Source organism: Actinomadura sp. NEAU-AAG7 (genome assembly GCF_018603865.1).
Classification (GTDB): domain Bacteria; phylum Actinomycetota; class Actinomycetes; order Streptosporangiales; family Streptosporangiaceae; genus Spirillospora; species Spirillospora litoris.
Window position 1 is genome coordinate 162,741 of record NZ_JAHFZY010000005.1, and the last position, 13,501, is coordinate 176,241.

Below are 13,501 nucleotides of genomic sequence, written 5' to 3' on the forward strand. Positions count from 1 at the left end.
ATGCGACTCCTCACCTTCCGCACCGAGGGCGGCACCCGCGCGGGGCGCCTCGACGGCACGCAGGTCACGCCGCTGGACGCGCCGGACGTGGGCGCGCTGCTGGCCACCGGCCTGGACTGGCGCGCCCGCGCCGCCGCGACCGGACCGCTCGTCCCCTTCGACGAGCTGGACCTCGCGCCGCTGGTCACCCGGCCCAGCAAGATCATCTGCGTGGGGCTCAACTACAAGCGGCACATCGCCGAGACCGGCCTGGACACCCCCGAGCACCCGACGCTGTTCGCCAAGTTCGCGAACTCGCTGATCGGCGCCCGCGACCCGATCGTGCTGCCCGCCGCGTCCGGCGCGATGGACTGGGAGGCCGAGCTCGCCATCGTCATCGGGCGGAGCGTCGCGCACGCCGACCACGCCGAGGCCCGCGCGGCCATCGCCGGGTACACCGTCGCCAACGACGTCAGCGCCCGCGACTTCCAGCGCCGGACCACCCAGTGGCTCCAGGGCAAGACGTTCGACGCGACGACGCCGCTCGGCCCGACCCTGGTCACCGCCGACGAGCTGCACGACGTCGCCGACCTGGTGGTGTCGTGCAAGCTGCGCGGCGAGCAGATGCAGGGCGGCTGGACCGGCGACATGCTGTTCCCGCCGGACGAGATCGTCTCCTACATCAGCGGCATCATGACGCTCGAACCCGGCGACGTGATCCTCACCGGGACGCCGGCGGGCATCGGCGACAGCCGCACCCCGCCGATCCGGCTCGAACCCGGCGACGTGCTGGAGACCGAGATCGAGGGCCTCGGCGTGCTGCGCAACGAGTGCACGCTCAGCCCGCGTCCAACACGCGGAACGTGATGCCCGCCCGGGTCAGCCGGTCGAGCAGCGCGTCGCCCATGGCGGCCGCCGTGGTCACCTGACCGGAGGTCTCCGGCAGGTCGTCGTGGGCGAGGCAGAGCGCGGACTCGCCGAGCATGCGGGCGGACTCGGTGTAGCCGGGGTCGCCGCCCGCGACCTCGGTGACGACGCGCCTGCCGCCGCCCTCGCCCACGAACGTCACGCGGAACCAGTTGCGGGCGCGGCGCTCCGCCGACGGCCCCTCGCCGGCCGCGCGGAAGCGCCGCAGCAGCGACCGCGCCGGCGGGATCTGGGCGAGGGCGAGCACCGCCCCCGCGCCCGCGGCCATGCCCGCCGCCTCCGCCAGGTGCCTGACGGCGACGTGGTGCCCGTAGGTGAAGTCCGGGCCGTACCGGTCGAGCGTCCTGGCCGAGCGCGCCACGATCCGCGGGTCGATGGTCGGCGCCGGCAGCGTCCAGCCGCCGGTGACGCGGGTCCTCGGCAGCGGGCCGCGCGCGAGGCGGACCCGCCGTGCGCTCTCCCGGCGCGCCTCGGCCCGCGCCTCGGCCTTCCCGCGGTCGCGTTCGGCACGCAGCATGCCGGGCACGTCGGCGGCGATCCCGATGATCGACTGCACCGTGCCCCCGGACGGGTCGAACCGCGCCCGCACGAACGCCTCCACGCGCAGCGGCACATCCTCGGGCAGCTGCTTGACGGTGAAGTAGGCGCCGAGGTCGGCCGGGATCGAGTCGAACCCGCACGCGTGGACGAGGCGCGCCCCGCTCCGGACGGCCTCCTCGTGGTAGGCGAGGTACATGCGGTCGACGAAGGCGGGCTCCCCGGCGAGGTCGACGTAGTCCGTCCCGGCGCGGGCGCAGGCCGCTACCAGCGGCTCGCCGTGCTCGCCGTAGGGGCCGACCGTCGTGACGACGACCCGCGCCGCCCGCGCCAGCTCCGCGACCGAGCCGACCTCGGCGGTGTCGGCGCGCAGGAGGGGCAGCTCGGCGCAGGCGGGGTTCAGCGCGGCCAGCCGGTCGCGGACCGCCTCCAGCCTGGCCCGGTTCCGCCCGGCCAGCGCCCACCGCGTCCCGGGGTCGGCGTGCTCCGCCAGGTACTCGGCGGTCAGCGCGCCGGTGAAGCCGGTCGCGCCGAACAGGACGATGTCGTACTCCCGGTCGCGCTTGCCCTCGTGCGGGCGGTCGTGCGGGTGGTCGCCGGTCATGCGAACCCCTCTCGTGTAACCGAAACCCGATCCTGACCCATGGGACGGCGGGGCCGCCCCGCGCCGCGCCGCGTCGATGGGCCATGTCGACCAGCTGTCACGTTCCGCGATCGCCCCGGCGCCACGCGTGACGAGGTCACGTCCCGGATCGGCGCCGGGAGCTGTCCTAATGTGGCCATGTCGAGGGGGGACGGTGCCGTGCGAGGGCTCGCCGTGGCGATGGACGTCGCCGCGTTGCTGCTGTTCGGACGGCTCGTCCACGCCCTGGCCCACCGCCCCCGCCCGGCCGCGCGCCCCGCCCCCGGGGGCGCCCTGGACACCGCCGCGAGCGCCGAGGCGGCGCTTGACGGCGCCGGTCCGGACGATGTACTCCCAGGCGGCACCGAGACGGTCCCCGACGAGGCCGGGCGGTTCGCGGCGCTGGCGCTGCTCGGCACCGGCCTGATCCTGCTGTCGGTCCCGCTCTGGAGCGGGTAGCGGGCGGCCGTCCGGCGCCGGAAAGGCTTCTCCGGAGCTGCGCTTCCCGGGTGCGACGGTGATCACATACGGGCCGGGGAAGCGCCGTCCCATGTCCTAGTGTTGGCACCATCGACATGACGATGTGGGGGAGAAGTTGCTTAACCCTGAGGACCTGTACGAGCTGGACACCGACGTCCCGGAACTGGCCGGGCCGGTGCTGCTGCACAGCCTCGACGGCTTCGTCGACGCGGGATCCACGGGGCAGCTCGTCCGCGAGCACCTGCTGGAGGCGCTGGAGCACCGCATCGTCGCACGGTTCGACGTCGACTCGCTGATCGACTACCGGGCCCGCCGCCCGAGCATGACCTTCGACCGCGACCACTGGGCCGCCTACGACGCGCCGGAGCTGGTCGTCCGGCTCGTCGAGGACGATGCGGGCACGCCGTTCCTGCTCCTGTCGGGCCCCGAGCCCGACCGGCTGTGGGAGGGGTTCACCGCGTCCGTCCTGCACCTGGTGAAGCGCCTCGGGGTGGGGCTGGTCGTCGGGGTGCACGGCATCCCGATGGGCGTGCCGCACACCCGTCCGGTGGGGATGACCTCGCACGCGACGCGGCCCGAGCTGGTCACGCGGAACTCCTGGTTCGACAAGGTGCAGGTGCCGGGCAGCGCGGCCGGGCTGCTGGAGCTGCGGCTCGGCGAGGCCGGGCACGACGCGGTCGGCCTGGCCGTCCACGTGCCGCACTACCTGGCGCAGTCGGCGTATCCGGCCGCCGCCGTCGCGGCGGTGGAGGCGATCGCGGCGGCGACCGGCCTGTCGCTGCCGTCCGAGCGGCTGCGCGAGGCCGCCGCCCGCACCGACGCCGACATCGCCGAGCAGGTGGACGGCAACGACGAGGTCGAGAAGGTCGTCCGGGCGCTGGAGCAGCAGTACGACGCGTTCGCGGGCGCCGCCGAGCGCGACAACCTGCTCGCCGAGTCGCAGGACATGCCGACCGCCGAGGAGCTCGGCGCCCAGTTCGAGCGGTTCCTCGCCGAGCAGGACGGCCCGGAGCCGCCCGCCTGACATATCCGCCGGTCGGCGGGGTAGGCGAGCCCCCGAGGGGGGAGTCTCGATGATCACGATCGGGCTGGCCGACGCCGCGCTGGCCGGCGACCTCGTCATCCCGGACGAGCCGACCGGCATGGTGCTGTTCGCGCACGGCAGCGGCAGCTCCCGGCACAGCCCCCGCAACCGGGCCGTCGCGCACGGCCTGAACGCGGCGGGCATCGGGACGCTCCTGCTGGACCTGCTCACCGAGCAGGAGGAGCGGCACGACGCGGCGACGGCCGCCCTGCGCTTCGACATCGAGATGCTGACGATGCGGCTGATCGGCACGATCGACCGGCTGGCGGAGGGCCTGGAGGCGGCGCCGCGCACCGCCGGCGTCCCGCTCGGCCTGTTCGGCGCCAGCACCGGCGCGGCCGCCGCGCTGGCGGCGACGGCGGCCCGCCCGAACGTCGCGGCGGTCGTCTCGCGGGGCGGGCGGCCCGACCTCGCGGGCCCGTCGCTGCCGCGGGTGCGGGCGCCGGTGCTGCTCATCGTGGGCGGCCGCGACCCCGAGGTGCTGGAGCTGAACAGGCGCGCCCAGGAGCGGCTGGACGGCCGCGCGGAACTGCACGTCGTCTCCGGCGCCACCCACCTGTTCGAGGAGCCGGGCGCCCTTGAGGAGGTCACCACCCAGGCCGCCGAGTGGTTCAACCTGCACCTTCGCCGCGCGTCGGGGCGCTGAGCGGACGGACCGAAAACCAGGGTGTGGTTTGGGGGCGTTCGCTTGGGCAACATGGGTCCATGCCCGACGTCATCGTGGTTGGCGCGGGGCCCGCGGGCTCCGCCGCGGCTTGTCACCTCGCACGCGCCGGGTTGGACGTGCTCATCCTGGAGAAGACCACGTTCCCCCGCGAGAAGGTCTGCGGGGACGGGCTCACGCCCCGCGCCGTCCGGGAGCTGGTGGCGCTGGGCGTCGACGTCGAGGGCCCGGGCTGGTTCCGCACCGCGGGGCTGCGGCTCGTCGGCGGGCGCCACCGCCTGGAGATCGGCTGGCCGGGCGGGTCGCTGCCCGCCTTCGGCCTCACCCGGACGCGCCGGGACCTCGACGAGCTGCTCGTCCAGCAGGCCGTGAAGGCGGGCGCCACGCTGCGGGAGGGCACCAAGGTCACCGCGCCCCTCCGCAACCGCACCGGGCAGGTCGCGGGCGTGGTCGCCGGAGGCCGGGAGCACCACGCGCGGCTGGTCGTCGCGGCGGACGGGGCGTCCTCGCGCCTGTCGGTCGCCACCGGCCTGCGGCCCCGCCCGGACCGCCCGATCGGCACCGCCGCGCGCCGCTACTACCGCAGCCCCCGCCATGACGACGCCCACCTGGAGATCCGGCTCGGCGTCACGCCCGCCGGATACGGGTGGATCTTCGGGATGGGCGACGGGACGTGCAACGCCGGGATCGCGCTGCTGCGCGACACCCGCGCCGACTGCCGCCGGGTCCTCGACCGCTGGCTGGCGTCGCTGCCGGCCGACCGGGCGCTCACCGAGGAGCACGCGCTGACGCCCGTCCGGGGCGCGGCCCTGCCGATGGGCTTCAGCCGCCAGCCGCACTACGCCGCGGGGCTCCTGCTCGTGGGCGACTCGGGCGGCATGGTCAACCCGTTCAGCGGCGAGGGCATCGCCTACGCGCTGGAGGCCGCCCGGCTCGCCGCCGAGACGATCGGGACCGCGCTGGCCCGCCCGACGGCCGCGCAGCGCGAGCGGGCGCTGCACCGGTACCCGGCCGCGCTGAAGTCGGCGCACGGCGGCGCGTTCACGCTCGGCCGCGCGTGCGCCCAGGCCATCGAGCATCCGTGGGTCATGCGGCTGGCGGCCAGGCACGGGCTGGCGCGCCCGGCGCTCGGGCGGATCGCGGTGACCGTCCTGGCCGGGATGGGCGACCCGTGCGGGCGGCGGGCGCCCGACCGGCTCGCCGCCGCGCTCGCCAGGATCACCCCGGCGTCCTGACCCCTCCCAAGATCAGGTCGGCGGCCCTTTCCCCGATCATGATGGCGGGGGCGTTGGTGTTGCCGGTCGTCACGTCCGGCATGATCGACGCGTCCGCCACCCGGAGGCCCTCCACCCCGTGGACGCGCAGCTCGGGATCGACGACAGCCTCGTCGTCCACGCCCATCTTGCAGGTCCCGGCCTGGTGGTGGTAGGTGACCACGGACTCGCGGACGTAGTCGCGCAGGCCCGCCTCGTCCACCGCGAGGGGCCCGGGGTACAGCTCGCGGGTGCCCCAGCCCTCGCGCAGCGCGGGGGCCGCGATGATCTCCTGGCAGAGCCGGACGGCGGCGCACAGCGCGTCCAGGTCGGCGTCCGCCGACAGCACGCGCGGGTCGATCAGCGGCTCCGCGCCGTCGGACAGCCGGATCTCGCCCTTGGACTCCGGGCGGACGAGACCCGCCATCAGCGAGAGCCCGTCCGGCGGGCCGTGCATCCACGGCTCGTAGAGGGGGACGCCGAAGTGCAGCGGTTGCAGGTCGGGCACCTCCAGCCCCGGCCCGCTCCGCCAGAACAGGTGGCTCTGGGTGTGGGGGAGTCCCCGCGAGAGCGTCGGCGCACGGTCCGTCGAGGCGATCACCGGCACCAGCCAGTGGTCCTGGAGGTTGCGGCCCACCCCCGGCAGGTGGACGGCCGCGCCGCCGAGCGCGTCCGCGTCCCCGATCCCCGAGCGCAGCAGCAGCACCGGCGACCCGATCGCGCCGCCGCACAGCACGACCTGGTCGGCGCGGGCCCGCTCCAGCCGCCCGCCGCGCGTCCACTCGACGCCCACGCAGCGGCGGCCCTCCAGCAGCAGCCGCCGGGCCCGCGCGTCCGGGACGAGCGTGACGCCCTTCCCGAGGACCGGCTCCAGGTACGCGCGGGCCGTCGTGAGCCGCGTGTGGCCGCGGATCGTGAACTGCATGAAGGACACGCCGTCCTGCGACGCCCCCTGGTTGTAGTCGGGGTTGAACGGCAGCCCGGCCTCCTGCGCGGCCTCCACGATCGAGCACTGGACGGGGTCGGGCCGGTAGCCGGTCAGGACGTCGAGGACGCCCGGCCCGCCGGTGCCGAGGCCGTCGATCCGCTCGAAGACCGGGCGCACGTCCTCCCACGACCAGCCGGGGTTGCCGAGCGCCGCCCACCGGTCGTAGTCGGCGGGGTTGCCGCGCACCCAGATCATCGCGTTGAGCGCGTGCGACCCGCCGACGACGTGGCCGCGCGGCAGGTGCAGGCTCCGGCCGTGCGCGTGCTCCTGCGGGACGGTCCGGAACCCCCAGTCCAGCGGCGAGTTCCACAGCTCGTGCATGCGGGCCGGGTCGTCCACCTCCGGCGCCTCCCGATGTGGGCCCGCCTCGACGACCAGGACGCGGAGCCCGGCGTCCGCCAGCCGCCGCGCCACGACCGAGCCGGCCGAGCCGGCACCGACCACGATCACATCCGCCTGATCGTCGCTCATCGGGCAGCCTCCCTCCGGGTCCGCGTTGCTGGGCGGTCAGCGTAGGCACGGGTCCATCCGGGTACGACGGGTCCGGCGCCGGTCGTGCCGCCACAGACAAGCACTGTTCCGACACAGCCAAGGAAGCGCGTGCGTCCTTTGATGTGCTCGACCGGGAGCAGACCACCGACACGAGAGGGAGACCATGAGCGAGGCGTCCGACATCATCAAGGCCCACTACGCGGCCTCCGACCGGGGCGACCTGGACGGCATGGTCGAGGCGTTCGCCGACGACGTCGAGTGGACGGAGATGGCCGGGTTCCCCTACGCGGGCACCTATGTCGGCGTCCCCGCGATCCGCGAGGGCGTCTTCGGCCGCCTCGGCGGCGAGTGGAAGGACTTCACCGCCACCGCCGAGGAGATCATCGACGGCGACGAGGGGCGGGTCGTGGCGCTCGGCCACTACGCCGGGACCTTCGCCGCGACCGGCAAGTCGATGCGTGTCCGGTTCGTCCATGTCTGGCGTGTTCGGGACGGGAAGGTCGTCCGATTTGAGCAGTTCACCGACACGCTGCTCGTCCGCGCGTCCATGGAGTGAAACGCCCCCCTGGTGCGACCGGCCTCCGCAGGGCACTATGTGACCGGGAGGCCGGGCATCTCACCTGGGGAAACACGCATGTCGACGCTCATCGCCACCGCGGACAGGCCCGCGCGCGAACGGTTCGAGTTCTGGCGCAGCTCCGTCTCGGACATGTTCGTCCCGCTGCGCACTGAAACGTCCCGTCCCGACCGGTTCGAGGGCCGGATGCGCGGCTGCGAGCTGGGCGCGCTGAAGGTGGCCGAGGTCGCCGCGACGCCCCATGTCGTCCGCCGCACGGGGTCGCTGATCGCCCGCTCCGACCCGGGCCACTACAAGCTGGGCGTCCAGCTCAGCGGCTACTGCCTGCTCACCCAGGACGGCCGCGAGGCCGCGCTCGTCCCCGGCGACTTCACGATCTACGACACCACCCGGCCCTACACGCTGGCCTTCGACGACTCCTACCGGCAGCTCGTGCTGATGGTCCCGCGCCGCCTCCTGCACCTGCCCGAGGAGGCGATCGCCGGGATCACCGCCACCCGGATCTCCGGCCGCCAGGGCGTCGGGGCGCTGCTGTCGCCGTTCCTCGTCCAGCTCGCCCGGCACCTGGACGACCTCGACGACCAGGGCGGCGTCCGGCTCGGCGACAACATCGTCGACCTCCTCGTCACCCTGCTCGCCGAGCGCCTGGACGTCACCGCCCCCACCCCCGACGCGGCCCGCCGCGCCCTGCTGATCCGCGTCCGCGCCTACATCGAGCGCCACCTGGACGACCCCGACCTGTGCCCCGACAGCATCGCCGCCGCGCACTTCGTCTCGTCCCGGCACCTGTACAAGCTCTTCCACGAGGAGGGCACGACGGTGTCGATGTGGATCAAGCAGCGCCGACTGGAGCACTGCCGCCGCGACCTGCGCGACCCGCTCCAGCTCAACCGCCCGGTCAGCGCCATCGCCGCCCGCTGGGGCTTCGTCGACGCCGCCCACTTCAGCCGCCTGTTCAAGGCCGCCTACGGCGCCAGCCCCCGCGAGTACCGCGTGACGATCACCGCTGAATGAGCGGTACCGGTCAACCGCCGTACACCGACAGACAAGACGTCCTACGCCGCCTCCCCCGAAGCTGGGCCCAAAGGGAGGCCCACCATGACCACGCGTACCCAGCTCCATATCAACGGTGAATGGACGGCCGCCGCCGACGGCGCCGAGTTCACCACCACCGACCCCTCGACCGGCGCCGCGCTCGGGACCTGCGCCGAGGCGGGCCCCGCCGACGTCGACCGGGCGGTGGACGCGGCGCGCGCCGCCCTGGCGGACCCGGCCTGGGCGTCCATCGCGCCGAGCGCCCGCGCCCGGCTGCTGTGGCGCGTCGCCGACCTGATCGAGGAGCACGAGGCGGAGCTGGCCGAGCTGGAGACCCGCGACCAGGGCCAGCCCCTCGGCGTCGCGCACGCGGTGAGCGTCACCGGCGCCGCCGAGCACTTCCGCTACTTCGCCGGCTGGTGCACCAAGATCGAGGGCTCGGTCTCCCCGGTCTCCTTCCCGGACACCCTGCACTACGTCCGCCGCGAACCTGTGGGCGTCTGCGCGCTGATCACCCCCTGGAACTTCCCCCTGATGATCGCCGCGTGGAAGCTCGCCCCCGCGCTGGCCTGCGGCAACACCGTGATCATCAAGCCGGCCGAGCAGACCCCGCTGACCACCGTCCGGCTGGTCGAGCTGTGCGAGCGGGCGGGCTTCCCCCCGGGCGTGGTCAACCTGCTCACCGGCGGCCCGGCCGCCGGGAAGGCCCTGGTCGCGCACCCCCGCGTCGACAAGGTCTCCTTCACCGGCTCCAGCGCCGTCGGCCGCCAGATCGTCCAGGCGTCCGCCGGAAACCTCAAGCGCGTCACCCTCGAACTCGGCGGCAAGGCCCCCAGCGTCATCGCCCGTGACGCCGACATCGACCTCGCCGTCGCCGGCAACCTCCAGGGCGCCCTGCTGAACAGCGGCCAGGTCTGCGCCGCCTACACCCGCCTCTACGTCGACCGCCGCCGCGCCGACGAGTTCACCGAGAAGCTGGCGGCGGCCGCCGCCTCCCTCCGCCTCGGCCCCGGCCTCGACCCCGAGACCCAGATCGGCCCCCTCGTCTCCCAGGAGCACCTCGACCAGGTCGACTCCTACGTACGCACGGGCGAGAAGCAGGGCGCCGAACTGGTCACCGGCGGCGCCCGCGCCGACGGCCCCCTCTCCAAAGGCAACTTCTACCGCCCCACCGTCTTCGGCTCCGTCACCGACGACATGACGATCGCCCGCGAGGAGATCTTCGGGCCCGTCCTGCCCGTCCTGCCCTACGACGACCCCGAGGAACTGGCCGCCCGCGCCAACGACACCGAGTTCGGCCTCGCCGCGTCCCTGTGGACCCGCGACCTCGCCACCGCCCACCGCCTCGCCGCCGACATCCGCGCCGGCGCCATCTTCGTCAACATGCTCCCCATCCCCGACGCCGCCGCCCCCTGGGGCGGCTACAAGTCCAGCGGCTGGGGCCGCGAGATGGGCCCCTACGCCATCGACGCCTACACCGAGGTCAAGGGGGTCTGGGTCCACCTGGGCGACTCCTGACCCCCTCCCGCGTACCCGGTTCGCCGCCTCCGCCCCGTTTCGCGATACCCCCCGCGAACCGGGTACGCTTTCCCGGTCACGAGCACGCGGGCGCGTAGCTCAGGGGTAGAGCACTCGCCTTACAAGCGAGGAGTCGGCGGTTCGAAACCGTCCGCGCCCACCCAAGTCAAGGCCATGATCCGCAGTCGCGGACCATGGCCTTCGATCTTGTGAGTGACCAACCGGGTGACTACGGCTCCTGATCCGCCGCCTCCTCCTCAGCGAAGATCACTGCCGCGTCCTGGAGGCGATGTTCCCCGAGTGGACGGCGGAGGAGCTGTTCGCCGCACCTCCTGGCGACGAGTCGCCCGCCGACTCCCCGAGCGACGAGCGCGCAGACCTGGAGTCCACCACCGACCGGTTCGGGACGGCCGACTACGCCGACGTCACCGCCGTGTACGCCACCCGCGCCGAGTTCTCGTTCGCCCATCCGCCGCACGCCCTACTCGACAGCGCCACCACCATCCGAGCCGCCGACCTCTCGCTCAACACGCTGTGCCAGCAGTACCCCGACCAGCGCCTCTACCGCCTGATCGAGAATGGCACGACGCTACAAGCCCTGTTCCTGGACCCGAAGGCGAGGCCGCCCGCGAACGGGAAGAGGGCTGCACCGACAACCACCTCACCACCCTGACCCGCTTGAACATCGAGGTTCTCACCCGTCTACGCAAGCGCCTTTCGCCCGAGGCCCAAGTGCATCGTCCGTGGCCGTCTACGACGAGACCATCCGGTTCAACATCACGCTCATCGACGACCGCCTATGCGTGATGCAGCCCTACCTCCCCAGGCCCGCGGAGTCGACTCGCCCACCTTCCTCGCCGAACGCAACCCCACCGGCACCGGCCTGTATGGGACCTTTGCCGAGATCTTCCGCTCGCTCTGGGAACGAGGCAGGCCCGTATGACCGACGCACCCGCATCGCTGCTCCCCGTCGCCCTCAGGGCAGCGGAGATCGCCAGTGACCTAGTGCGCACCCGTGTCCCCGGCCTGCTCACCGCCAAGGGCGACCGCGACATGGCGTCCGAAGTCGACTACGCCGTGGAGCGCGCCGTCCGCGCCTACCTCCGCGACCGCACACCCGACATCGCCATACTCGGCGAAGAGGAAGGCGTCACCGGAGACACCAAGAGCGATCTTCTCTGGGCCATCGACCCCGTAGACGGGACCGCGAACTTCGTCCGCAACATCCCTCTGTGTGGCTTCTCCATCGGCCTGATCCACAAGGGCCGCCCGATCGTCGGTGTGATCGACCTCCCGTTCCTCGGCACCCGCTACCAGGCCGCCCAGCACACCGGCGCCTACGTCGGAGACCGCCGCATCCAAGCCAGCATGACCACCGACCTCAAAGACGCCATCGTCGCCATAGGCGACTACGCAGTGGGCGAAGGAGCCGAGACCAAGAACCGCCTACGCCTGGCCCTCACCGAGCGCCTAGCCGCCAACGTCCAACGAGTCCGCATGCTCGGCTCGGCGGCCCTAGATCTCGCCTGGGTCGCCGAAGGCAAGCTAGACGCCAGCATTACGCTCTCCAACAAACCCTGGGACACAACCGCCGGCGTCATCATTGCCCGCGAAGCGGGAGCCAAGGTCACCGACCAAGACGGCATGGATCACACTTTGGCCTCTGTGGCAACCCTCGCATTCTCGCCGCCACTCTCCTGTGGCCTGTCTAGCTTAATTCTATCCGTGAGTCCCAAAATGGATAGTTAACTTCATTCTCATATAGCTCACTTGCGTTTCACTGTTATGGTCGCGGATGTTTGAATAGCCGATATTGGACTCTCTTTGCTGTCGAATCCGCTTTTGTATCGCTGCAAAATTGAGTTCCCTCGATCATCAACGATGATGGCCGAAACCTGCATAACAGATTTATTGTCGCCTGGATCGCTGAATTGAACGTGATTGCACGCAAAGTTCGATCCGTCGAAGTTGTCGCATTCGCCTTGTGGGTATAGTCTTTGGGTCGCCTTGAATTTGGTCAGCACCCAAACGTGCAGGCCAGGTCCCAGGGCGCGGCTATGAATTCTAACATCGGTAAAAGTGCTTACCAGGTCACCGTTCTCTGGCTTGGTTACCGCGAGGTCGTAATCAGTGACCTTCTTTTGCGACGATGCGGTAGGGTGAGGGCTGGTCGAAGGTGCTGAGTTGGACGCTGCTGTATCCTTCTTTATTGCATTGTTTGCAAATGCTCCCAGTAAAAAGGCCCCGACCATCACGAGCAAGACGGGTGCAATCAACTTGCGGGAGTCATTGGGCAGAGCTGAACGAAAACATAATCCTAGGCCGCATAGTAGGAGAGTCAAACCCGCGGCGATGTATATAGGATCGTGGTCGGATTTAAAAGCAACCACAACTCCGGCAGCATCCGCGATAATGGCAACGAGTGCAGATATTAGGTCACTCGACGATTTTCCTTGGGATGGCCCCTGTCCGGGTTCGCCTGCGGAATTAAGGGTCATCTCATCTTCCTCGGTCAATGATCCAGCAATCCTCGTTGTGTTAGATAGGTTACTCGCTACGGTGGGTATGTCTGAGTCGATCTGACCTGTTGGCCGGATCTGGCTGACGTTAATTGATCTTCGTTGGCGTGAAGCGTGTTGCGCTTACAAGAGCATTGCCGAATTCGGCTGTTTTGGATCAAGGGGCGGCGCCGCCCGGAGCGTGCGGCGTGGGCGCCCGGCCGCGATCGGCGCCGCACCGGCCGCCGCTCGGCCGACCCGTCAGCTCGGGGTCGCAGCGCCGCCCGTGACGGTCGCAGAGCCAGGACGGTAGAGCGAGCTCGAACCGGGGGCTACGCCGCCCCTTGGACCCCGCGAGCCGGAGTACTCATTCGCGCGAATCCGCCTGTCACGGCTTCTCGCCGTTCGCGCGAATGAGCACTCCGGACCGGTCGCTGCGTCTGTGACGACGGGATGCCGGTCCGGGGGTGAGCACCAAGCCGCCACGGCGCCCTCCGGTCGATGCGGGGGGCGAGGGGCCGTGCCATTCGCGTGCCAGTGAGGGGCGCGAGGTCTGGGTTCTCGCCAGGTTGGAAGCGCGATCAACCTTGGTGATCATGGGATGAGGGCGTGCCATTTGCGTGCCATTAGGTTGGGGCGCCTGTGGACGAGGCCGTCCCCCGGACGGTGGTCGGGTGCTGGTCAGGGGCGTCGGGCGGGTGGTCGCTGCTCCTTACAAGCGAGGAGTCGGCGGTTCGAAACCGTCCGGGCCCACCCACGTCAAGGCCATGATCCGCAGGCGCGGACCATGGCCTTTGATCTTGTGAGTGACTAATCGGGCGGCTACGGCTCAGAGGGTTGCCGGTGC

At 71.6% G+C, this 13,501-nt stretch carries 13 protein-coding genes and 1 tRNA gene; 11 read left to right on the plus strand and 3 right to left on the minus strand.

All coding sequences use genetic code 11. The features are described from left to right. A complete protein-coding gene (locus tag KLI87_RS23455) occupies window positions 1-846 on the plus strand; it encodes a fumarylacetoacetate hydrolase family protein (protein ID WP_156214968.1) in 846 nt (281 codons plus the stop codon). Here the strand turns inward: KLI87_RS23455 and KLI87_RS23460 are convergent. Further along, complete coding sequence (locus KLI87_RS23460) at window positions 818-2,047, minus strand: trans-acting enoyl reductase family protein (protein WP_214618712.1); 1,230 nt, start codon at window positions 2,045-2,047, stop codon at window positions 818-820. The genes KLI87_RS23455 and KLI87_RS23460 overlap by 29 nt on opposite strands. A 198-nt stretch (window positions 2,048-2,245) precedes the next feature. On the opposite strand from KLI87_RS23460, the gene KLI87_RS23465 reads away from it, so the two are divergent. From KLI87_RS23465 to KLI87_RS23480, 4 genes are all read left to right on the plus strand, one after another. Beyond that, on the plus strand, window positions 2,246-2,524 hold the full coding sequence (locus KLI87_RS23465) for a hypothetical protein (protein WP_156214970.1): 279 nt from the start codon (window positions 2,246-2,248) through the stop codon (window positions 2,522-2,524). 136 nt (window positions 2,525-2,660) lie between these two features. Beyond that, the gene (locus KLI87_RS23470) at window positions 2,661-3,569 is read left to right on the plus strand and encodes a PAC2 family protein (RefSeq protein WP_214618713.1); all 909 of its coding nucleotides are present in this window, start codon (window positions 2,661-2,663) and stop codon (window positions 3,567-3,569) included. 49 nt (window positions 3,570-3,618) lie between these two features. After that, window positions 3,619-4,275 carry a dienelactone hydrolase family protein gene (locus KLI87_RS23475; RefSeq protein ID WP_214618714.1) on the plus strand — a complete coding sequence of 219 codons (657 nt, stop codon included), beginning with the start codon at window positions 3,619-3,621 and terminating at the stop codon, window positions 4,273-4,275. Window positions 4,276-4,334: 59 nt separating this feature from the next. Further along, window positions 4,335-5,528: a geranylgeranyl reductase family protein gene (locus tag KLI87_RS23480; protein ID WP_214618715.1), complete on the plus strand. Its 1,194-nt coding sequence runs from the start codon at window positions 4,335-4,337 to the stop codon at window positions 5,526-5,528. Here KLI87_RS23480 and KLI87_RS23485 read toward each other — a convergent pair. After that, window positions 5,512-7,005, minus strand: coding sequence for a GMC family oxidoreductase (locus KLI87_RS23485; protein WP_214618716.1), 1,494 nt, complete (start codon window positions 7,003-7,005; stop codon window positions 5,512-5,514). The genes KLI87_RS23480 and KLI87_RS23485 overlap by 17 nt on opposite strands. A gap of 184 nt (window positions 7,006-7,189) precedes the next feature. Here KLI87_RS23485 and KLI87_RS23490 point away from each other — a divergent pair, with 184 nt between their 5' ends. The 6 genes from KLI87_RS23490 (at window position 7,190) to KLI87_RS23515 (ending at window position 11,905) form a co-directional block, all read left to right on the plus strand. Beyond that, window positions 7,190-7,582 (plus strand): nuclear transport factor 2 family protein, encoded by a 393-nt coding sequence (locus KLI87_RS23490; RefSeq protein WP_156214975.1) that lies wholly within the window; start codon window positions 7,190-7,192, stop codon window positions 7,580-7,582. Window positions 7,583-7,660: 78 nt separating this feature from the next. Beyond that, complete coding sequence (locus KLI87_RS23495; RefSeq protein ID WP_156214976.1) at window positions 7,661-8,617, plus strand: helix-turn-helix domain-containing protein; 957 nt, start codon at window positions 7,661-7,663, stop codon at window positions 8,615-8,617. Window positions 8,618-8,701: 84 nt separating this feature from the next. After that, on the plus strand, window positions 8,702-10,156 hold the full coding sequence (locus KLI87_RS23500; protein WP_214618717.1) for an aldehyde dehydrogenase: 1,455 nt from the start codon (window positions 8,702-8,704) through the stop codon (window positions 10,154-10,156). 88 nt (window positions 10,157-10,244) lie between these two features. After that, window positions 10,245-10,316: transfer RNA gene (locus tag KLI87_RS23505), tRNA-Val, on the plus strand. A 129-nt stretch (window positions 10,317-10,445) separates the two neighbouring features. Further along, window positions 10,446-10,829: a hypothetical protein gene (locus KLI87_RS23510; protein WP_214618718.1), complete on the plus strand. Its 384-nt coding sequence runs from the start codon at window positions 10,446-10,448 to the stop codon at window positions 10,827-10,829. Between the two features lie 266 nt (window positions 10,830-11,095). After that, complete coding sequence (locus KLI87_RS23515) at window positions 11,096-11,905, plus strand: inositol monophosphatase family protein (protein ID WP_214618719.1); 810 nt, start codon at window positions 11,096-11,098, stop codon at window positions 11,903-11,905. A gap of 17 nt (window positions 11,906-11,922) precedes the next feature. On the opposite strand, the gene KLI87_RS23520 is transcribed toward KLI87_RS23515, so the two are convergent. Beyond that, window positions 11,923-12,672: a hypothetical protein gene (locus KLI87_RS23520; protein ID WP_214618720.1), complete on the minus strand. Its 750-nt coding sequence runs from the start codon at window positions 12,670-12,672 to the stop codon at window positions 11,923-11,925. Window positions 12,673-13,501 lie beyond the last annotated feature (829 nt).

Coding starts and splice junctions, on each gene's coding strand:
- KLI87_RS23455 (WP_156214968.1), top strand. CDS start 1: ATGCGACTCCTCACCTTCCGCACCGAGGGCGGCACCCGCGCGGGGCGC.
- KLI87_RS23460 (WP_214618712.1), bottom strand. CDS start 2,047: ATGACCGGCGACCACCCGCACGACCGCCCGCACGAGGGCAAGCGCGAC.
- KLI87_RS23475 (WP_214618714.1), top strand. CDS start 3,619: ATGATCACGATCGGGCTGGCCGACGCCGCGCTGGCCGGCGACCTCGTC.
- KLI87_RS23480 (WP_214618715.1), top strand. CDS start 4,335: ATGCCCGACGTCATCGTGGTTGGCGCGGGGCCCGCGGGCTCCGCCGCG.
- KLI87_RS23485 (WP_214618716.1), bottom strand. CDS start 7,005: ATGAGCGACGATCAGGCGGATGTGATCGTGGTCGGTGCCGGCTCGGCC.
- KLI87_RS23490 (WP_156214975.1), top strand. CDS start 7,190: ATGAGCGAGGCGTCCGACATCATCAAGGCCCACTACGCGGCCTCCGAC.
- KLI87_RS23495 (WP_156214976.1), top strand. CDS start 7,661: ATGTCGACGCTCATCGCCACCGCGGACAGGCCCGCGCGCGAACGGTTC.
- KLI87_RS23500 (WP_214618717.1), top strand. CDS start 8,702: ATGACCACGCGTACCCAGCTCCATATCAACGGTGAATGGACGGCCGCC.
- KLI87_RS23510 (WP_214618718.1), top strand. CDS start 10,446: ATGTTCCCCGAGTGGACGGCGGAGGAGCTGTTCGCCGCACCTCCTGGC.
- KLI87_RS23515 (WP_214618719.1), top strand. CDS start 11,096: ATGACCGACGCACCCGCATCGCTGCTCCCCGTCGCCCTCAGGGCAGCG.